The organism is Streptomyces sp. NPDC052040, from assembly GCF_044548405.1.
Lineage (GTDB): Bacteria > Actinomycetota > Actinomycetes > Streptomycetales > Streptomycetaceae > Streptomyces.
In genome coordinates this window covers 94,501-115,014 of the sequence record NZ_JBIUBV010000004.1, presented here as the reverse complement: position 1 = coordinate 115,014, position 20,514 = coordinate 94,501, and the positions used below count along the sequence as shown (strand labels likewise).

Below are 20,514 nucleotides of genomic sequence, written 5' to 3'. Positions count from 1 at the left end.
GACAGATGAGCAAGACCCTGATCCGTGGTGCGAAGGTGCTCGGCGGCGACCCACAGGACGTCCTGATCGACGGCGAGACCATCGAGGCGGTCGGCACCGGGCTGTCCGCCGAGGGCGCCGAGATCGTCGAGGCCGGCGGCAAGGTGCTGCTTCCGGGCCTCGTCGATCTGCACACCCATCTGCGCGAGCCCGGCCGCGAGGACTCCGAGACCGTGCTGACCGGCACCCGCGCCGCCGCGAGCGGCGGCTTCACGGCCGTCTTCGCCATGGCCAACACCTTCCCGGTCGCCGACACCGCCGGTGTGGTCGAGCAGGTCTGGCGGCTGGGCCGGGAGCACGGCTACTGCGACGTCCACCCCATCGGCGCCGTCACCGTCGGCCTGGAGGGCAGGAAACTCGCCGAGCTGGGCGCCATGCACGAGTCGGCGGCCGGGGTCACCGTCTTCTCCGACGACGGCAAGTGCGTCGACGACGCCGTGATCATGCGCCGCGCCCTGGAGTACGTGAAGGCCTTCGGCGGCGTGGTCGCCCAGCACGCGCAGGAGCCCCGGCTGACCGAGGGCGCCCAGATGAACGAGGGCGTCGTCTCCGCGGAGCTGGGACTCGGCGGCTGGCCCGCGGTCGCCGAGGAGTCGATCATCGCCCGCGACGTGCTCCTCGCCGAGCACGTCGGCTCCCGGGTGCACATCTGCCACCTCTCGACCGCCGGGTCCGTCGAGATCGTGCGCTGGGCCAAGTCACGCGGCATCGATGTCACCGCCGAGGTCACCCCGCACCACCTGCTCCTCACCGACGAACTGGTGCGCACCTACAACCCGGTCTACAAGGTGAACCCGCCGCTGCGCACCGAACGCGATGTGGCGGCCCTGCGCGAGGCGCTCGCCGACGGCACCATCGACATCGTCGCCACCGACCACGCCCCCCACCCGCACGAGGACAAGGACTGCGAGTGGGCCGCCGCCGCCATGGGCATGGTGGGCCTGGAGACCGCCCTCGCCGTGGTGCAGCAGACCATGGTCGACACCGGGCTGCTCGACTGGGCGGGCGTCGCCGACCGCATGTCCTTCACCCCCGCGCGGATCGGCCGCGCCACGGGCCAGGGCCGCCCCGTCTCGGCCGGTGAACCCGCCAACCTCACCCTCGTCGACACCGCATACCGTGGTCCGGTGGACCCCGCGGGCTTCGCCTCGCGCAGCCGCAACACCCCCTACGAGGGCCGCGAGCTGCCGGGCCGTGTCACCCACACCTGGCTCCGGGGCAAGGCCACCCTCGTGGACGGGAAGCTCGCGTGACAACTGACATCCTGCTCGCCGCAGGGAAGAAATCGGCGGAAGTGACCGACTGGTCCGGTCGTATCGGCTGGCTCGTGGGGCTCGCCCTGTTCGTCGTGCTCGTCTACTGGCTGATGCGCGAGGGCTGGAAGTGGCGCGGCACCCTCCAGGGCGACCTGCCCGAGCTGCCCGGCGCGCCCGAGGAGCCCGGTCCGGTGAGACTGAGTATGAGCGGCCGCTACCACGGCTCCACGACCGCAGGGCAGTGGCTGGACCGGATCGTGGCCCGCGGACTGGGCACGCGCAGCCGGGCCGAGCTGACCCTGACGGACGCCGGACTCGACGTCGTACGCCCCGGCGCGACCGACTTCTTCGTCCCCGCCGACCGGCTGCGCGGGGCCCGGCTCGACAAGGGCATCGCGGGCAAGGTCCTCACCGAGGGCGGACTGCTGGTCGTGACCTGGGAGCACGGCGGCAAGCTGCTCGACTCCGGGTTCCGCTCCGACCGCGCGGCCGAGCACAACGACTGGGTCGAGACCCTGAACCACATGATCGACACGATGGAAGGCGCACGATGACCACCTCCACCTGGGGAGCCGCCAAGGCTCCCGCCGTACTCGTCCTGGAGGACGGCCGGATCTTCCGCGGCCGTGCCTACGGGGCCCAGGGGGTGACCTTCGGCGAGGCCGTGTTCTCCACCGGTATGACCGGCTACCAGGAGACCCTGACCGACCCCTCGTACCACCGCCAGGTCGTCGTGATGACCTCCCCCCACGTCGGCAACACCGGCGTCAACGACGAGGACCCCGAGTCCGGGCGGATCTGGGTCTCGGGCTATGTCGTGCGCGACCCCGCGCGGGTGCCCTCCAACTGGCGCTCCCGGCGCTCCCTGGACGAGGAGCTGCGCAAGCAGGGCGTCGTCGGCATCAGCGGCGTCGACACCCGGGCGCTTACCCGCCACCTGCGGGAACGCGGCGCCATGCGGGTCGGCATCTTCTCCGGCCACGCCCTGCCCGACGAGGGCACCATGCTCGCCGAGGTGCGCCAGGCCCCCGAGATGACGGGCGCGGACCTCTCCGCCGAGGTCGCCACCAAGGAGGCCTACGTCGTCCCCGCGATCGGCGAGAAGCGCTTCACCGTCGCCGCGGTCGACCTCGGCATCAAGGGCATGACCCCGCACCGCATGGCCGAGCGCGGCATCGAGGTGCATGTGCTGCCCGCGACGGCGACCGCCGAGGACGTCTTCGCCGTGAACCCCGACGGGGTGTTCTTCTCCAACGGCCCCGGCGACCCCGCCACCGCCGACCACCCCGTCTCCGTCATGCGGTCCGTCCTGGAGCGCGGCACGCCCCTGTTCGGCATCTGCTTCGGCAACCAGATCCTCGGCCGCGCCCTCGGCTTCGGCACCTACAAGCTGAAGTACGGCCACCGGGGCATCAACCAGCCGGTGCAGGACCGTACGACCGGCAAGGTCGAGGTCACCGCGCACAACCACGGCTTCGCGGTCGACGCCCCGCTCGACACGGTGTCCGACACCCCCTACGGCCGCGCCGAGGTCTCCCACGTCTGCCTCAACGACAACGTGGTGGAGGGCCTCCAGCTGCTCGACCGGCCGGCCTTCAGCGTCCAGTACCACCCCGAAGCCGCCGCGGGACCCCACGACGCCGCCTACCTGTTCGACCGCTTCGTATCCCTGATGGAGGGCCAGCGTGCCTAAGCGCACCGATATCCAGTCCGTCCTGGTCATCGGCTCCGGCCCGATCGTCATCGGCCAGGCCGCCGAGTTCGACTACTCCGGCACCCAGGCGTGCCGGGTCCTGAAGTCCGAGGGCCTGCGGGTCGTCCTCGTGAACTCCAACCCCGCCACGATCATGACCGACCCGGAGATCGCCGACGCCACCTACGTCGAGCCGATCACCCCCGAGTTCGTCGAGAAGATCATCGCCAAGGAGCGCCCCGACGCCCTGCTGCCCACGCTGGGCGGCCAGACGGCCCTGAACACCGCCATCTCGCTGGACGAGAACGGCATCCTGGACAAGTACGGCGTCGAGCTGATCGGCGCCAATGTCGAGGCCATCCACAAGGGCGAGGACCGCGAACGCTTCAAGGAGGTCGTGGAGGCGGTCCGCGCGAAGATCGGCCACGGCGAGTCCGCCCGCTCGGTGATCTGCCACACCATGGACGAGGTGCTGGCCGGTGTCGACGAGCTCGGCGGCTACCCGGTCGTCGTCCGCCCCTCCTTCACCATGGGCGGCGCCGGTTCCGGCTTCGCGCACGACGAGGAGGAGCTGCGCCGCATCGCCGGACAGGGCCTCACCCTCTCGCCGACCACCGAGGTGCTCCTGGAGGAGTCCATCCTCGGCTGGAAGGAGTACGAGCTGGAGCTGATGCGCGACAAGCACGACAACGTCGTGGTCGTCTGCTCCATCGAGAACTTCGACCCGATGGGCGTGCACACCGGCGACTCGATCACCGTCGCCCCGTCGATGACGCTGACCGACCGCGAGTACCAGATCCTGCGCGACATCGGCATCGCCGTCATCCGCGAGGTCGGCGTGGACACCGGCGGCTGCAACATCCAGTTCGCGGTGAACCCGGAGGACGGCCGGGTGATCGTCATCGAGATGAACCCGCGTGTCTCCCGCTCCTCCGCCCTCGCCTCCAAGGCGACCGGCTTCCCGATTGCCAAGATCGCCGCCAAGCTCGCCGTCGGCTACACCCTCGACGAGATCCCGAACGACATCACCCGGGAGACCCCGGCCTCCTTCGAGCCCACGCTCGACTATGTCGTCGTGAAGGCCCCGCGGTTCGCCTTCGAGAAGTTCCCGTCCGCCGACAGCACCCTGACGACCACCATGAAGTCGGTCGGCGAGGCCATGGCGATCGGCCGCAACTTCACCGAGGCCTTCCAGAAGGCGCTGCGCTCGCTGGAGAAGAAGGGCAGCCAGTTCACCTTCGTCGGGGAGACCGGCGACAAGGAGACCCTGCTGCGCGAGGCGGGCCGCCCCACGGACGGCCGGATCAACACGGTCATGGAGGCCATCCGCGCGGGCGCCACCCAGGAGGAGGTCTTCGAGGCCACCAGGATCGACCCCTGGTTCGTCGACCAGCTCTTCCTGATCAAGGAGATCGCGGACGAACTGGCCGCCGCCGAGCGGCTGGACGCCGGACTGCTGGCCGAGGCCAAGCGCCACGGCTTCTCCGACCAGCAGATCGCCGCCATCCGGGGCCTGCGCGAGGACGTGGTGCGCGAGGTGCGGCACGCTCTCGGCGTGCGCCCGGTGTACAAGACGGTGGACACCTGCGCCGCCGAGTTCGCTGCGAAGACGCCGTACTTCTACTCCTCCTACGACGAGGAGAGCGAGGTCGCGCCGCGCGAGAAGCCCGCGGTCATCATCCTGGGCTCCGGCCCCAACCGCATCGGCCAGGGCATCGAGTTCGACTACTCCTGCGTCCACGCCTCCTTCGCGCTGAGCGACGCCGGGTACGAGACCGTGATGGTCAACTGCAACCCCGAGACGGTCTCCACGGACTACGACACCTCCGACCGCCTCTACTTCGAGCCGCTGACGCTGGAAGACGTGCTGGAGATCGTCCACGCCGAGCAGCAGGCGGGCCCGGTCGCGGGTGTCGTGGTGCAGCTCGGCGGCCAGACCCCGCTGGGCCTGGCCCAGGCGCTCAAGGACAACGGTGTGCCGATCGTGGGCACCCCGCCCGAGGCGATCCACGCCGCCGAGGACCGCGGGGCCTTCGGACGCGTGCTCGCCGAGGCCGGACTGCCCGCGCCCAAGCACGGCACCGCCACCACCTTCGCGGAGGCCAAGGCGATCGCCGACGAGATCGGCTACCCGGTCCTCGTACGGCCGTCCTACGTCCTCGGCGGACGCGGCATGGAGATCGTCTACGAGGAGGCCCGGCTCGCCGCGTACATCGCCGAGTCGACCGAGATCAGCCCCTCCCGGCCGGTGCTCGTCGACCGCTTCCTCGACGACGCCATCGAGATCGACGTCGACGCCCTCTACGACGGCGAGGAGCTCTACCTCGGCGGTGTGATGGAGCACATCGAGGAGGCCGGCATCCACTCCGGCGACTCGGCGTGCGCGCTGCCCCCGATCACCCTGGGCGGCTTCGACATCAAGCGCCTGCGGGCCTCCACGGAGGCCATCGCCCGGGGCGTCGGGGTGCGCGGCCTGATCAACATCCAGTTCGCCATGGCGGGCGACATCCTCTACGTCCTGGAGGCCAACCCGCGTGCCTCCCGCACCGTGCCCTTCACCTCGAAGGCGACCGCGGTGCCGCTGGCCAAGGCCGCCGCCCGGATCTCCCTGGGCGCGACCGTCGCACAGCTGCGCGAGGAGGGCCTGCTGCCGAGGAACGGCGACGGCGGCGAACTGCCGCTGGACGCGCCGATCTCGGTCAAGGAGGCCGTGCTGCCCTGGTCCCGGTTCCGCGACATCCACGGCCGGGGCGTGGACACCGTCCTCGGCCCGGAGATGCGCTCCACCGGCGAGGTCATGGGCATCGACTCCGTCTTCGGCACGGCGTACGCCAAGTCGCAGGCGGGTGCCTACGGCCCGCTGCCCACCAAGGGCCGCGCCTTCATCTCGGTCGCCAACCGGGACAAGCGGTCGATGATCTTCCCGGCGCGTGAGCTGGTCGCCCACGGCTTCGAGCTGCTCGCGACCTCCGGCACCGCCGAGGTGCTCAAGCGCAACGGCATCAATGTGACCCTCGTGCGCAAGCAGTCCGAGGGCACGGGACCGGCCGGCGAGAAGACCATCGTCCAGCTCATCCACGACGGCGAGGTCGACCTCATCGTCAACACGCCTTACGGCACCGGCGGCCGCCTCGACGGCTACGAGATCCGCACGGCTGCGGTGGCCCGCTCCGTGCCCTGCCTGACCACGGTCCAGGCGCTCGCCGCCGCCGTCCAGGGCATCGACGCTCTCAACCACGGCGACGTCGGCGTCCGGTCGCTCCAGGAACACGCGGAGCACCTGACCGCGGCCCGCGACTGACGCTCCTTGAGGGGGACACCGGAAACGGTGTCCCCCTTCGAGGGTCGGGGGCACCGCCCCGGACGACACGGCACGAGGACACAGGGACACATGTACACGTTTTTCTTCCGCCTGGTTTTCACCCGGATGGACCCCGAGCGCGCCCACCACCTGGCGTTCCGCTGGATCCGCCGCGCCGCCCGCATCCCCGTGCTGCGCACCTTCGCGGCCGCCGTCCTGGCACCCCGCCACAAGGAACTGCGCACGGAGGCCTTCGGGCTGCGCATGCACGGTCCGCTCGGACTCGCCGCAGGCTTCGACAAGAACGCCGTCGCCATCGACGGCATGGCCATGATGGGCTTCGACCACGTCGAGATCGGCACGGTGACCGGGGAGGCCCAGCCGGGCAACCCCAAGAAGCGGCTGTTCCGCCTGGTCGCGGACCGCGCGCTGATCAACCGCATGGGCTTCAACAACGACGGCTCCCTGGCCGTCGCCGCCCGCCTGGCCGCACGGGAGCCGGTGTTCCGGACCGTCGTGGGCGTCAACATCGGCAAGACCAAGGCGGTGCCGGAGGCGGAGGCCGCCGGGGACTACGTGAAGTCGGCGGAGCGCCTCGCGCCGTACGCCGACTACCTGGTGGTCAACGTCTCCTCGCCGAACACCCCGGGACTGCGCAACCTCCAGGCGACCGAGGCGCTGCGCCCGCTGCTGACGGCCGTCCGCGAGGCCGCCGACCGTGCGGTCCCCGCCCGGCGCGTCCCCCTGCTGGTCAAGATCGCTCCCGACCTCGCCGACGAGGACGTCGACGCCGTCGCCGACCTCGCCGTGGAACTGGGCCTGGACGGGATCATCGCCACCAACACCACCATCGCCCGCGAGGGGCTCGGGCTCGCCTCCGGCGCCTCCCTGACGGGGGAGACCGGCGGGCTGTCCGGCGCGCCGCTCAAAAAGCGCTCCCTGGAGGTCCTGCGCCGCCTCTACGCGCGTGTGGGGGACCGGATCACCCTGGTGGGCGTCGGCGGCATCGAGAGCGCCGAGGACGCCTGGCAGCGCATTCTGGCCGGTGCCACGCTGGTCCAGGGCTACAGCGCCTTCATCTACGAGGGGCCCTTCTGGAGCCGCTCCCTGCACAAGGGGCTCGCGGCGCGCCTGCGCACCAGCCCCTACGCCACCCTCGCCGACGCCGTCGGCGCCGACGTGAGGAAGCCCGCATGAGCGGCCCGGAGACCTTCGGCGCGCGACTGCGCCGCGCCATGGACCAGCGGGGGCCGCTGTGCGTCGGCATCGACCCGCACGCCTCGCTGCTGGCCGAGTGGGGCCTGAACGACGATGTGGCGGGGCTGGAGCGGTTCAGCCGCACGGTCGTGGAGGCGATGGCCGGTCGCGTCGCGGTCCTCAAGCCGCAGATGGCCTTCTTCGAGCGCTTCGGGTCGCGGGGGATCGCCGTCCTGGAGACGTCGGTCGCCGAGGCGCGCGCGGCCGGGGCGCTGGTGGTGATGGACGCCAAGCGCGGCGACATCGGCTCGACCATGGCCGCGTACGCCGAGTCCTTCCTGCGCCCGGACGCGCCGCTGTTCTCCGACGCGCTGACCGTCTCGCCCTACCTCGGCTACGGCTCGCTCAGGCCCGCCGTGGATCTCGCGCGGGCGAGCGGTACCGGGCTCTTCGTGCTCGCGCTGACCTCGAACCCCGAGGGCGGCGAGGTGCAGCACGCCGAGCGCCCGGACGGCCGGAACGTGGGCGCCACGATGCTCGCCCACCTCGCGGCCGAGAACGCGGGAGAGGGGCCCCTCGGCTCCTTCGGGGCCGTCGTGGGCGCCACGCTCGGCGATCTGTCCTCCTACGACCTCGACATGGGCGGTCCGCTCCTCGCGCCAGGCATCGGCGCCCAGGGAGCCACCCCGGCGGATCTGACCCGCGTCTTCGGCAAGGCCGTCCGCAATGTCGTGCCCAATGTGAGCCGGGGAGTGCTGCGGCACGGTCCCGACGTGGTCGCTCTCCGTGACGCAGCGGACCGTTTCGCGGAGGAGATCCGGGCCGCCGTGGCGACCGGCTAGACACCCTCGGACGGTCCCGCGGCGCGCCCGTGGGACCGCCGGAGTCCGAATACATCCTCAAATCCAGGGCAGTATGTCCCAAAAGTCCGGCTCGACAGAGGCTGACCAGGACTTTTCCGCTGTTCTCGCTGACTCTGGCGGAGTTGCCCGCTAGTCTCCGACGAGAGAACGGGCAAGCGTGTTGCTCGTACCTCCCCAGGTGTGGGGCGACTAGGTTCCTCACCGGTCCGTATCCGACAGTTCGACATCCGAGGTGACGTAGGCGTGGCTCTTCCGCCCCTTACCCCTGAACAGCGCGCAGCCGCGCTCGAAAAGGCCGCCGCGGCTCGCCGGGAGCGGGCCGAGGTCAAGAATCGACTCAAGCACTCCGGCGCCTCCCTGCATGAGGTCATCAAGCAGGGCCAGGAGAACGACGTCATCGGCAAGATGAAGGTCTCCGCCCTGCTGGAGTCGCTGCCTGGCGTGGGCAAGGTCCGCGCCAAGCAGATCATGGAGCGTCTCGGGATCTCCGAGAGCCGTCGTGTGCGAGGCCTCGGTTCCAACCAGATCGCCTCTCTGGAGCGCGAGTTCGGCGGTACCGCCGGCTGAGTCCGGTGCACTCCGTTATTGCTGGAATAATCGCTGCATGGCAGTAACACTCCGGGGGGCGACCCCCGAACCCCCGGACGCACGTCCGCGGCTGACCGTGCTCTCCGGCCCCTCGGGGGTCGGCAAGAGCACGGTCGTCGCTCATATGCGCACAAAACACCCCGAGGTCTGGCTCTCGGTCTCGGCGACGACCCGCAAGCCCCGCCCGGGCGAGCAGCATGGTGTCCACTACTTCTTCGTCACCGACGACGAGATGGACAAGCTGATCGCCAACGGCGAGCTGCTGGAGTGGGCCGAGTTCGCCGGCAACCGCTACGGCACGCCGAGAGGCGCTGTGCTGGAGCACCTGGAGGCCGGTGTGCCGGTGCTGCTGGAGATCGATCTCCAGGGCGCCCGGCAGGTCCGCGAGTCCATGTCCGAGGCGCAGCTGGTGTTCCTCGCTCCGCCCTCCTGGGAGGAGCTGGTGCGCAGGCTCACCGGACGCGGGACCGAGTCGCCCGAGGTGATCGACCGCCGCCTGGAGGCAGCCAAGATCGAACTGGCGGCCGAGCCCGAGTTCGACGAGACCCTGGTCAACACCGCGGTCGAGGATGTGGCCCGCGAGCTGCTAGCCTTGATGAACGTAGTGTGATCAGGGTTGTGTGATCAGGTCTGATCCTTTCCCCATCTTTCGGAAGGCAGAGCGTGTCCTCTTCCATCACCGCGCCCGAGGGCATCATCAACCCGCCGATCGACGAGCTCCTCGAGGCCACCGACTCGAAGTACAGTCTGGTGATCTACGCCGCCAAGCGTGCCCGTCAGATCAACGCGTACTACTCGCAGCTCGGTGAGGGCCTCCTCGAGTACGTCGGTCCTCTCGTCGACACCCACGTCCACGAGAAGCCGCTCTCGATCGCCCTGCGCGAGATCAACGCCGGTCTGCTGACCTCCGAGGCCATCGAGGGTCCGGCGCAGTAACCGCGTGCGGAATGTCATACAGGCATCCCGCGACAGTTTTGTCCACAGGCCCGGCAGCACTCCTGCCGGGCCTGTGGTCTGCTCGGGGGGCGGGGGTCGTCCCCCGTGGTGATGCAGCATGAGGATGAACACATCCGAGTCCGGGGAGAGACGGTGGACAAGCCCAAGGTCGTTCTGGGGGTCAGCGGCGGTATCGCCGCCTACAAGGCGTGCGAGCTGCTGCGCAGACTGACCGAGTCCGGCCACGACGTGCGGGTGGTGCCGACCGCCTCCGCGCTGCACTTCGTCGGCGCCGCGACCTGGTCGGCGCTCTCCGGCCACCCGGTCTCCACCGAGGTCTGGGACGAGGTCCACCAGGTGCCGCACGTCCGCATCGGCCAGCAGGCCGACCTGGTCGTCGTGGCCCCCGCGACAGCCGACATGCTCGCCAAGGCGGCCCACGGCCTCGCCGACGACCTGCTGACCAACACCCTGCTCACGGCCCGCTGCCCCGTTGTCTTCGCCCCCGCGATGCACACGGAGATGTGGGAGCACCCCGCCACCCAGGAGAACGTGGCCACCCTGCGCCGCCGCGGCGCACTCGTGATCGAACCCGCCGTGGGCCGCCTGACCGGCGTCGACACCGGCAAGGGGCGGCTGCCCGACCCCGCTGAGGTCTTCGAGGTCTGCCGCCGGGTGCTGGCCCGGGGCGTGGGCGGCCCTGACCTCGGGGACCGCCATGTGGTCGTCAGCGCGGGCGGCACCCGGGAGCCCCTGGACCCGGTCCGCTTCCTCGGCAACCGCTCCTCCGGGAAGCAGGGGTACGCCCTGGCGCGCACGGCCGCCGCCCGGGGCGCCCGCGTCACCCTCGTCGCCGCCAACACGGGCCTTCCCGACCCGGCCGGGGTGGACGTGGTGCGGGTCGGCACGGCCGTGCAGCTCCGCGAGGCGGTGCTGAAGGCGGCCGCGGACGCGGACGCCGTGGTGATGGCGGCCGCGGTGGCGGACTTCCGTCCGGCCGCCTACGCCTCCGGGAAGATCAAGAAGCAGGACGGCCAGGAACCGGAGCCGCTGGCCCTGGTCAGGAATCCGGACATCCTCGCCGAGATCTCGGCCGACCGGGCCCGCCCCGGCCAGGTCGTCGTCGGCTTCGCCGCCGAAACGGACAACGTGCTCGTGAACGGGCGCGCCAAGCTGGCACGCAAGGGCTGCGACCTGCTCGTGGTGAACGAGGTGGGGGAGCGCAAGACCTTCGGTTCCGAGGAGAACGAGGCGGTTGTGCTGGGAGCCGACGGCAGTGAAACACCCGTGCCGTACGGGCCCAAGGAGGCACTCGCCGACACCGTCTGGGACCTGGTGGTGCGCCGTCTGTCCTAAAAGCATTCCTGAACGCCTCGTTCCGCCGACGGACGGTGGGAACCTCGCCACATTCGGGCGTGGCGGCCCTGGAAAAGAGCGCGCGGCATTGGGCAGAATGCCCGTGCCGCAGGCCACAGCGCTCCCGAGAGGCGAGACAGGTGGGCCGGTGGCCGAGCGCGACCGATAAACTGTTCTCGGACGACGCCGGGCGCAGCCCCCGTCCCGTCCGCCCATGATCAGCCAGCAGCCGCTGCAACCCCAGGGAGCGTTGTGTCCCGTCGCCTGTTCACCTCGGAGTCCGTGACCGAGGGCCACCCCGACAAGATCGCTGACCAGATCAGCGACACCATTCTCGATGCGCTTCTGCGCGAGGACCCGAGTTCCCGGGTCGCCGTGGAGACGCTGATCACGACCGGCCTGGTGCATGTGGCCGGTGAGGTCACGACCAAGGCGTACGCGGACATCGCGACGCTGGTGCGCAACAAGATCCTCGAGATCGGCTACGACTCGTCGAAGAAGGGCTTCGACGGCGCCTCCTGCGGCGTCTCGGTGTCGATCGGCGCGCAGTCCCCGGACATCGCGCAGGGTGTGGACACGGCCTACGAGAACCGTGTCGAGGGCGACGAGGACGAGCTGGACCGCCAGGGCGCGGGCGACCAGGGTCTGATGTTCGGCTACGCCACGGACGAGACCCCGACGCTGATGCCGCTGCCGATCTTCCTGGCGCACCGCCTGTCGAAGCGCCTGTCGGACGTCCGCAAGAACGGCACCATCCCCTACCTGCGTCCGGACGGGAAGACCCAGGTCACCATCGAGTACGACGGTGACAAGGCGGTCCGTCTGGACACCGTGGTCATCTCCTCGCAGCACGCGAGCGACATCGACCTGGAGTCGCTGCTCGCCCCGGACATCCGCGAGTTCGTCGTGGAGCCGGAGCTGAAGGCCCTGCTGGACGAGGGCATCAAGCTGGAGACCGAGGGCTACCGCCTGCTGGTCAACCCCACCGGCCGGTTCGAGATCGGCGGCCCGATGGGCGACGCGGGCCTGACCGGCCGCAAGATCATCATCGACACCTACGGCGGCATGGCCCGCCACGGCGGCGGCGCCTTCTCCGGCAAGGACCCGTCCAAGGTGGACCGTTCGGCCGCGTACGCCATGCGCTGGGTCGCCAAGAACGTCGTGGCGGCGGGCCTGGCCTCCCGCTGCGAGGTCCAGGTCGCGTACGCGATCGGCAAGGCCGAGCCGGTCGGTCTCTTCGTGGAGACCTTCGGTACGGCCAAGGCCGACCCGGAGAAGATCGAGCACGCGATCGGCAAGGTCTTCGACCTCCGCCCGGCCGCGATCATCCGCGACCTCGACCTGCTCCGCCCGATCTACGCCCAGACCGCCGCCTACGGCCACTTCGGCCGTGAGCTGGCCGACTTCACCTGGGAGCGCACCGACCGCGTGGACGAGCTGCGCGAGGCGGCAGGGCTGTAGCCCTCCCCATCCGTCACCGAGGCCCGGCACCCTGTCCAGGGAGCCGGGCCTCGGGCGTGCTCCCGGCGTCTTCCCAGGTCCGGCGCCGATGTCCGTGGGGTTTGGTAAGAATGCAGGCGTGAGCAGCGGGAACGGGCAGCAGCAGGGGACGGGCGGAGAGGACGCCGCGCCGCCCGAGCAGCTTGCGCTGATCCGTGAGGCCGTGCGCAAGGCCAAGGAGCCCCGGGCGAAGCCGCGCACCTGGCGCGGGGCCGCGGTGGCCGAGGAGCTGCCCGTCGCGCGCGTCCTGGTGGACAAGGGCGTCCTGCATCTGGACCGGTACTTCGACTACGCCGTGCCCAGGGAACTGGACGCCGTGGCCCGGCCCGGGGTCCGGGTCCGGGTGCGGTTCGGGGCCGGTGCGCGCACGGTGCGCGAGGGGCGCCGCGAGGGCGGGGGCCTCATCGACGGCTTCCTGGTCGAGCGGGTGGCCGAGTCCGACTACAGCGGCCCCCTCGCGGCACTCGCCCAGGTCGTCTCCCCGGAGCCCGTCCTCTCACCCGAGCTGCTGGACCTCGCCCGCGCCGTCGCCGACCGCTACGCGGGCAGTCTCGCCGACGTGCTCCAGCTCGCCGTGCCGCCACGGCACGCCCGCGCCGAGGCCGCGGAGCCCGGGCCGCTGCCCGCCCCGCCCGCCGCGCCGGCCCCCGGGACCTGGCAGCGGTACGGCCGGGGACCGGAGTTCCTGCGCTCCCTGGCCGCGGGCGGCGCACCGCGGGCGGTGTGGACCGCGCTGCCCGGACCGGAGTGGGCGGACGAGATCGCACGGGCCGTGCAGGCCACGCTGGCCTCGGGCCGGGGCGCCCTGGTCGTCGTGCCCGCGGGGCGGCCCGCCGGACGGGTCGACGCCGCACTGCGGGCGCTGCTGGGGGAGGGGCACCACGCGCTGCTGACCGCCGACGCCGGGCAGGAACGGCGGTACCGGGAGTGGCTCGCGATACGGCGTGGCACCGTACGGGCCGTCGTCGGGACCCGGGCGGCCATGTTCGCGCCGGTGCGGGACCTCGGCCTGGTCGTGATCTGGGACGACGGGGACCCCGCGCACAGCGACGACAACGCCCCCTTCCCGCATGTCCGCGAGGTGCTGGAGCTGCGGGCGACACGCGACCGCTGCGCCTTTCTGCTGGGCGGCTGGGGCTGCACCGTGGAGGCCGCACAGCTCGTGGAGAGCGGCTGGGCGGCACCGCTGGCCGCCGACCGCGAGCGGGTGCGGGCCGCCGCGCCGCTGGTGCGCACCGTGGGGGACCACGAGCTGGCGCGGGACGGTGCGGCCAGGGCGGCCCGGCTGCCGACGCTCGCCTGGGAGGTTCTGCGGGAGGGGCTGCGGCACGGGCCGGTGCTGGTGCAGGTGCCCCGGCGGGGCTATGTCCCCCGGCTGGCCTGCGCCCACTGCCGCGCGCCCGCCCGCTGCCGGCACTGCGCCGGGCCGCTGGCCGCCCAGGACGCCGGGGAACTGCGGTGCGGCTGGTGCGGGCGCGAGGAGAGCGGCTGGCACTGCCCGGAGTGCGGCGGCTTCCGGCTGCGGGCCCAGGTCGTGGGCGCCCGGCGGACCGCCGAGGAGCTGGGGCGGGCGTTCCCGGCCGTGCCGGTGCGGACCTCGGGGCGGGAGCAGGTGCTGGACACCGTCCCGGACGCCCCCGCGCTGGTGGTCAGCACCCCGGGCGCCGAACCGGTGGCGGAGGGCGGGTACGCGGCCGCGCTGCTGCTCGACGGCTGGGCCATGCTCGGTCGGCCGGATCTGCGGGCGGGCGAGGAGGCGCTGCGGCGCTGGATCGGCGCGGGCGCGCTGGTCAGGCCGCAGTCGGCGGGCGGGACCGTGGTGATCGTCGCCGAGCCGACCCTGCGGCCCGTGCAGGCGCTCGTCCGCTGGGACCCCGTGGGACATGCGGTACGGGAGCTGGCCGAGCGCGCCGAGCTGGGATTCCCGCCCGTCTCGCGGATGGCGGCGGTGTCCGGGCCCGCCGAGGCGGTCACCGGCTTCCTCGCCGGGGCGGGCCTGCCACAGGACGCGGAGGTGCTCGGACCCGTGCCCCTGCCGGGCACCGATGCCGGACGGCCGCGGCGGGCCGGGGGCCCCGGGGCGGGGGAGCACTGGGAGCGGGCACTCGTCCGGGTGCCTCCCGGCAGCGGCGCGGCACTGGCCGCCGCCCTGAAGACGGCACTGGCGGCCCGCATGGCCCGCGCGGGCACCGGCACGGGCGAGACGGTACGGATCCGCATCGACCCGCTGGACATCGGGTAACGGGGGCGTGGCCCCTTGGCCCGGCCGCGGGGTGCGGGTACGTCCGGCGGCCCCCTCGGGGCGGGCCACAGGCCCTCTCAGGGCGCATACGGGGCCTTGCCGGGCCCTCGGGGGTCGGGGTGCCTGGCAGGGACCTCGGGGGCCCGTGCGGGGGCTGCTGGGGGCCCGGGGGCTACGGCGGGGCAGTCGTGCGGCCTCCCGGCCGGGCCGGGGGTGGCAGTCGTGCGGCCTCCCGGCCGGGCCGGGGTGGAGGGGCGGCCGGGAGGCGGGCGGGGGTGGTCTTCAGCCGTTGCGGGGGCCGGGGAAGGCCGTCGGCCTCACCTCGTCACGGAGGACGGGGCTGCCCGCGGTGGGCTGGGTCGGCATGGAACGGGCCGCGGGCACCGTGGGGATGCCGGTCCCCAGGCTGAGCGCGCGGGGGGCTGCGGGCTCCGGCGCACGCTCGGGCTCGGGCGCCGTCTGGGCGGCCGCCGCCGTCTGCGCCGCGGCCCGGCGGGCGCCGTAACGGCGGTGCACCGCCTGCTTGGTGACGCCGAGTGCGGAGCCCACGGCGTCCCACGAGAAGCCGAGCGAGCGGTCGAAGTCCACGGCCGCCGTGACCAGGGTTTCGACGCTGTCCCGCAGCTCCTGGGCGAGGCGGACGGTCGGCGCGGGGGCACGGCCGTAGACGACGAAGCCCGTGGACGGGCCGGAGCGGCGCGGGCGGTAGACATTGCCCAACTGGGCGGTGAGGGTGCGCAAAGCGTCCACCTGCCGGCGGACCCGCTCGATGTCCCGCACCAGCAAGTGCAGGCTGGCCCGGGCCTGGGCGTCGTGGGTTGCGTGGTCGGCCATGAACAAGCCTCTCGAACCGGCGTTGAAAGGAATCGGGCCGCGCTCGCGGCCCGTTGTGGTCAACTCTTTCTTGACCAACGCGCGTACGTGGCTCTGGTCACGGTGCGGGGGCGTAAGTGAGACGGACGTACGCCCCCCTCGGTGGTGTGCGCTGCGAGAGGCATTCGCCCTGCGTCAGGGCGCCCTTCGCGCTGTTGGCGGCACGGCCCCCCATAGACTGGTGCGCCATCCGTGCGCCTCGGCCCGCCGCAGTCGCCCGGCCCCGACCCGACTCCCGCCCGAGAGGCCGTCACCCACCCATGAGGCTTGTCTTCGCAGGTACCCCCGAGGTCGCCGTCCCCGCGCTGGACGCCCTGCTCGCGTCCGGGCGGCACGAGGTGGCGGCCGTCGTCACGCGGCCCGACGCACCGGCGGGCCGCGGCCGCAGGCTCGTCGCCAGCCCCGTCGCCGAGCGGGCGGAGGAGGCGGGGATCGAGGTCCTGAAGCCGAACCGGCCCCGCGACGAGGACTTCCTGACGCGCCTTCGGGAGATCGCCCCCGACTGCTGCCCCGTCGTCGCCTACGGGGCGCTGCTGCCCCGGGTGGCCCTCGACATTCCCGTCCACGGCTGGGTCAACCTGCACTTCTCGCTGCTGCCCGCCTGGCGCGGCGCCGCCCCCGTGCAGCACTCTCTGATGGCGGGCGACGGGATCACCGGCGCCTCCACCTTCCTCATCGAGGAAGGCCTCGACTCCGGGCCCGTCTACGGCACCGTCACCGAGCAGATCCGCCCCACCGACACCAGCGGCGACCTGCTCACCCGGCTCGCCTTCGCCGGTTCCGGACTGCTCGCCGCCACCATGGACGGCATCGAGGACGGCACCCTCAAGGCCGTGCCGCAGCCCGCCGACGGTGTCAGCCTCGCACCCAAGATCACCGTCGAGGACGCCCAGGTGGACTGGGCCGCGCCCGCACTCCGCGTCGACCGTGTGGTGCGGGGCTGCACGCCCGCGCCGGGCGCCTGGACCACCTTCCGCGGCGAGCGCCTCAAGCTGATCCAGGTCCTGCCCGCGCCCGAGCTCACCGACCTCGCCCCCGGGCACCTCGCGGCCGGGAAGAACACCGTGCACGTCGGCACCGGGTCCTACGCCGTCGAGCTGGTGTGGGTGCAGGCCCAGGGCAAGAAGCCGATGCGGGCCGCCGACTGGGCCCGGGGCGCGCGCATCGGCGCCGCGGAGTCCCTCGGCGGCTGACCTCCCGGCCCGCCCGTCACCGATCGGGACGTACGCTGGGAAAACGCATGTCGTCCCCTACCCGGAGCACCTTTTACGTGAGCGACCAGTCCCGTCGTCCCCGCACGCCAGGCAAGCCCTACCGCCGGCCGAAGAAAGACCCCGTCCGCATCCTCGCCTTCGACGCGCTGCGAGCCGTCGACGAGCGGGACGCCTACGCGAACCTCGTGCTGCCGCCGCTGCTGCGCACCGGGCGAGAGAAGGGCGAACTGGACGCGCGGGACGCGGCACTCGCCACCGAGCTGGTGTACGGCACGCTGCGGCGGCAGGGCACCTACGACGCGGTCATCGCCGCCTGTGTCGACCGGCCGCTGCGCGAGGTCGACCCGCCCGTGCTCGATGTGCTGAGCCTCGGCGCGCACCAGCTGCTCGGGACGCGGATCCCGAGCCACGCCGCCGTCTCCGCCACGGTGGAGCTGGCCCGGGTCGTGCTCGGCGACGGACGGGCCAAGTTCGTCAACGCCGTGCTGCGCAAGGTCGCCGCCCATGACCTCGACGGCTGGCTGGAGCGGGTCGCGCCGCCCTACGACGAGGACCCCGAGGACCATCTCGCGGTCGTGCACTCCCACCCCCGCTGGGTCGTCTCCGCCCTGTGGGACTCCCTGGGCGGCGGCCGCGCCGGGATCGAGGAGCTGCTCCGGGCCGACAACGAGCGGCCCGAGGTGACCCTCGTGGCCCGGCCCGGTCGTGCCACCGCCGAGGAACTGCTCCGTGAGGAGGCCGCGGTGGCGGGCCACTGGTCGCCGTACGCCGTCCGGCTGGCCGAGGGCGGCGACCCCGGGGCCGTCGAGGCCGTGCGGGAGGGCCGCGCGGGCGTCCAGGACGAGGGCAGTCAGCTGGTCGCCCTGGCCCTCGCCAACGCGCCCCTCGACGGTCCCGACGAGCGCTGGCTCGACGGCTGTGCCGGACCCGGCGGCAAGGCCGCCCTGCTCGCCGCCCTCGCCGCCCAGCGCGGTGCCACGCTGCTCGCCTCCGAGAAGCAGCCCCACCGGGCCGGTCTGGTGGCCCGCTCCCTCGCCGGGAACCCGGGGCCCTACCAGGTGATCACCGCCGACGGCACCCGTCCCCCGTGGCGCCCCGGCGTCTTCGACCGGGTCCTGATGGATGTGCCCTGCACGGGGCTCGGCGCGCTGCGCCGCCGCCCGGAGGCCCGCTGGCGCCGCCGCCCGGAGGACCTCGACGGCTTCGCGCCCCTCCAGCGGGCCCTGCTGCGGACCGCCCTGGAGTCCGTACGCGTCGGGGGCGTCGTCGGCTACGCCACCTGCTCCCCGCACCTGGCCGAGACCCGGGCCGTGGTCGACGACGTCCTCAAGCAGCACCGGGACGCCGAACTCATCGACGCCCGGCCGCTGTTGCCCGGCGTTCCCGACCTCGGCGAGGGCCCCGACATCCAGCTGTGGCCGCACCGGCACGGCACCGACGCGATGTATCTGGCGCTGATCCGCCGCACCGCCTGACCCGGACCCGGGGCCCGTCGCCGGGCCCCGGGAATCCAAGGCGCGGACCGGGGAGGGCAACCGGCGCCGGGCATGGCAGTCTTGGGTCATGGCCGTGCAGATCAACCCCAGCATCCTGTCCGCAGACTTCGCCCGCCTCGCCGAGGAGGCGAAGGCCGTGCAGGGAGCCGACTGGCTCCACGTGGACGTGATGGACAACCACTTCGTCCCGAACCTCACGCTCGGCGTGCCGGTCGTAGAGTCCCTGGCACGGGCGACGGACACCCCGCTGGACTGCCATCTGATGATCGAGGACGCCGATCGGTGGGCGCCCCAGTACGTCGAGGCGGGTGCCGGGTCGGTCACCTTCCACGCGGAGGCGGCCGCCGCCCCCGTGCGGCTCGCCCGGGAGATCCGGGCCAAGGGCGCCCGGGCGTCCATGGCCCTCAAGCCCGCGACGCCCATCGAGCCGTACGAGGACCTGCTGCCCGAGCTGGACATGCTGCTGATCATGACGGTGGAGCCGGGCTTCGGCGGGCAGGCGTTCCTCGACATCATGCTGCCGAAGATCCGCCGCACCCGTGAGCTGATCAGCAAGCACGGCCTGGAACTGTGGCTCCAGGTCGACGGCGGAGTCTCCGCCTCCACCATCGAGCGCTGCGCGGAGGCCGGGGCGGACGTCTTCGTGGCCGGCTCGGCGGTCTACGGCGCGGCCGACCCGGCCGCGGCGGTCCGCGCACTGCGCTCCCAGGCCGAGGCGGCGACCGCCCGGGCGTCCTGGGCGTGCGACGACTGAACCAACGGAACCTGAACGCCGACCGTCCGGGCTGATCGAATCCGCCGGATCTGCAAGGATGAGCGGCGAATGCACAGTGTGAACAGCAGTGAGGAGATGGCCGTGTCGGGTATGTCGGCGGGCCGGTCAGCCATGCGGATGGGACCCGCTGAGCTGGTGCAGGCGGCGGCCATGGCCCGTCGCTTCTATCTTGAGGGCAAGTCGAAGATCCAGATTGCTGAGGAGTTCGGCGTCAGCCGCTTCAAGGTGGCCCGGGTCCTGGAGACCGCCCTCGAACGGGACCTCGTACGGATCGAGATCCGGGTGCCGGCCGAGCTGGACGCGGAGCGCTCGGACGCGCTGCGTGCCCGCTACGGCCTCAGGCATGCCGTCGTGGTGGAGTCCCCGGCCGAGGCCGAGGAGTCGCCCGACCCCGAGAACCTCGGAGAGGTGGCCGCCGACCTGCTCGGCGAGCTGGTGACCGAGGGGGATGTGCTGGGGCTCGCCTGGGGCCGGTCGACCATCCACATGGCGGCCGCCCTGGACCGGCTGCCGCCGTGCACGGTGGTGCAGCTGACGGGCGTGTACGACGCCGGGACCGCCGAGCGCGGCTCGGTGGAGGCCGTCCGCCGTGCCGCCCAGGTCTCCGGCGGGGACGCGCATCCCATCTACGCGCCGATGCTGCTGCCGGACGCGGCCACCGCGGCCGCGCTGCGCAACCAGACCGGGATCGCCCGCGCCTTCGAGTACTTCGACAAGGTCACGGTCGCGTGCGTCTCCATCGGTTCCTGGGAGCCGGGCATCTCGACGGTGCACGACATGCTGAGCGACGAGGAGCGGGCGCACTACGCCTCCCTCGGTGTCGCCGCAGAGATGTCGGCGCTCCTCTTCGACGCCGAGGGCCGCCGGGTCGGGCGGGACCTGGGGGAACGTTGCATCACGGTCAAGGCGGACCAGCTGCGGCGGATTCCCGAGGTCGTCGCGATCGCGGGCGGCCAGCGGAAGGCGGCCGCCATCGACGCGGTGCTGCGCTCCGGGCTCGTCACCAGCCTGGTGACGGACACCGCGGCGGCAGACGGCCTGATGACGGCCGGACCGACGCCCACCCCGGCCCTGCACCGGGCCGACCCGGACGGCCCCTGAGCGGGCCGGCCGCCCGTCCGGCGAGCCGCTGCCGTCCGGCCCGCCGCCCTGCGTCGGCCGTACCGCGGCCCGGCGCACCGGCGG

Annotated in this window: 17 protein-coding genes; 16 read left to right on the top strand and 1 reads right to left on the bottom strand. The window is 72.6% G+C overall.

The genetic code is table 11. The features are described 5' to 3' along the window. Positions 1-5: 5 nt before the first annotated feature. The 12 genes from ACIHAA_RS11230 (at position 6) to ACIHAA_RS11175 (ending at position 14,971) form a co-directional block, all read left to right on the top strand. Positions 6-1,292, top strand: a complete 1,287-nt coding sequence (locus ACIHAA_RS11230; protein ID WP_399815630.1) for a dihydroorotase — start codon at positions 6-8, stop codon at positions 1,290-1,292. Beyond that, complete coding sequence (locus ACIHAA_RS11225) at positions 1,289-1,849, top strand: hypothetical protein (protein WP_399815628.1); 561 nt, start codon at positions 1,289-1,291, stop codon at positions 1,847-1,849. The genes ACIHAA_RS11230 and ACIHAA_RS11225 overlap by 4 nt, the downstream gene beginning before the upstream one ends. After that, complete coding sequence (gene carA / locus ACIHAA_RS11220) at positions 1,846-2,988, top strand: glutamine-hydrolyzing carbamoyl-phosphate synthase small subunit (protein WP_399815626.1); 1,143 nt, start codon at positions 1,846-1,848, stop codon at positions 2,986-2,988. The genes ACIHAA_RS11225 and carA overlap by 4 nt, the downstream gene beginning before the upstream one ends. Further along, the gene (gene carB, locus ACIHAA_RS11215; RefSeq protein ID WP_399815624.1) at positions 2,981-6,289 is read left to right on the top strand and encodes a carbamoyl-phosphate synthase large subunit; all 3,309 of its coding nucleotides are present in this window, start codon (positions 2,981-2,983) and stop codon (positions 6,287-6,289) included. Before carA ends, carB begins: the two co-directional genes overlap by 8 nt. A gap of 90 nt (positions 6,290-6,379) precedes the next feature. Beyond that, positions 6,380-7,486, top strand: a complete 1,107-nt coding sequence (locus ACIHAA_RS11210) for a quinone-dependent dihydroorotate dehydrogenase (protein ID WP_399815623.1) — start codon at positions 6,380-6,382, stop codon at positions 7,484-7,486. Further along, on the top strand, positions 7,483-8,328 hold the full coding sequence (gene pyrF / locus ACIHAA_RS11205) for an orotidine-5'-phosphate decarboxylase (protein WP_399815621.1): 846 nt from the start codon (positions 7,483-7,485) through the stop codon (positions 8,326-8,328). The genes ACIHAA_RS11210 and pyrF overlap by 4 nt, the downstream gene beginning before the upstream one ends. Positions 8,329-8,592: 264 nt before the next feature. Beyond that, entirely contained in the window at positions 8,593-8,916 is a 324-nt protein-coding gene (locus tag ACIHAA_RS11200; protein WP_381085440.1) for an integration host factor, read from the top strand. A gap of 37 nt (positions 8,917-8,953) precedes the next feature. Then, positions 8,954-9,547, top strand: coding sequence for a guanylate kinase (gene gmk, locus ACIHAA_RS11195; protein ID WP_399815619.1), 594 nt, complete (start codon positions 8,954-8,956; stop codon positions 9,545-9,547). A gap of 53 nt (positions 9,548-9,600) precedes the next feature. Next, complete coding sequence (rpoZ, locus tag ACIHAA_RS11190; protein WP_005319902.1) at positions 9,601-9,873, top strand: DNA-directed RNA polymerase subunit omega; 273 nt, start codon at positions 9,601-9,603, stop codon at positions 9,871-9,873. Positions 9,874-10,026: 153 nt separating this feature from the next. After that, on the top strand, positions 10,027-11,229 hold the full coding sequence (coaBC, locus tag ACIHAA_RS11185) for a bifunctional phosphopantothenoylcysteine decarboxylase/phosphopantothenate--cysteine ligase CoaBC (RefSeq protein WP_399815617.1): 1,203 nt from the start codon (positions 10,027-10,029) through the stop codon (positions 11,227-11,229). Positions 11,230-11,481: 252 nt separating this feature from the next. Further along, positions 11,482-12,690 (top strand): methionine adenosyltransferase, encoded by a 1,209-nt coding sequence (gene metK, locus ACIHAA_RS11180; RefSeq protein WP_399815615.1) that lies wholly within the window; start codon positions 11,482-11,484, stop codon positions 12,688-12,690. 118 nt (positions 12,691-12,808) lie between these two features. Further along, positions 12,809-14,971, top strand: coding sequence for a primosomal protein N' (locus tag ACIHAA_RS11175; protein ID WP_399815614.1), 2,163 nt, complete (start codon positions 12,809-12,811; stop codon positions 14,969-14,971). Positions 14,972-15,253: 282 nt separating this feature from the next. Here ACIHAA_RS11175 and ACIHAA_RS11170 read toward each other — a convergent pair whose 3' ends face one another. Next, on the bottom strand, positions 15,254-15,805 hold the full coding sequence (locus ACIHAA_RS11170) for a hypothetical protein (RefSeq protein ID WP_399815612.1): 552 nt from the start codon (positions 15,803-15,805) through the stop codon (positions 15,254-15,256). A gap of 299 nt (positions 15,806-16,104) precedes the next feature. Between ACIHAA_RS11170 and fmt the strand changes: the two genes are divergently transcribed. The 4 genes from fmt (at position 16,105) to ACIHAA_RS11150 (ending at position 20,430) form a co-directional block, all read left to right on the top strand. Then, complete coding sequence (gene fmt / locus ACIHAA_RS11165) at positions 16,105-17,037, top strand: methionyl-tRNA formyltransferase (RefSeq protein ID WP_399815610.1); 933 nt, start codon at positions 16,105-16,107, stop codon at positions 17,035-17,037. Between the two features lie 77 nt (positions 17,038-17,114). Then, positions 17,115-18,533, top strand: coding sequence for an RsmB/NOP family class I SAM-dependent RNA methyltransferase (locus ACIHAA_RS11160; protein ID WP_399815609.1), 1,419 nt, complete (start codon positions 17,115-17,117; stop codon positions 18,531-18,533). An 88-nt stretch (positions 18,534-18,621) separates the two neighbouring features. After that, complete coding sequence (gene rpe / locus ACIHAA_RS11155) at positions 18,622-19,308, top strand: ribulose-phosphate 3-epimerase (RefSeq protein ID WP_399815607.1); 687 nt, start codon at positions 18,622-18,624, stop codon at positions 19,306-19,308. A 78-nt stretch (positions 19,309-19,386) separates the two neighbouring features. Further along, positions 19,387-20,430: a sugar-binding transcriptional regulator gene (locus ACIHAA_RS11150; RefSeq protein WP_399816120.1), complete on the top strand. Its 1,044-nt coding sequence runs from the start codon at positions 19,387-19,389 to the stop codon at positions 20,428-20,430. Positions 20,431-20,514 lie beyond the last annotated feature (84 nt).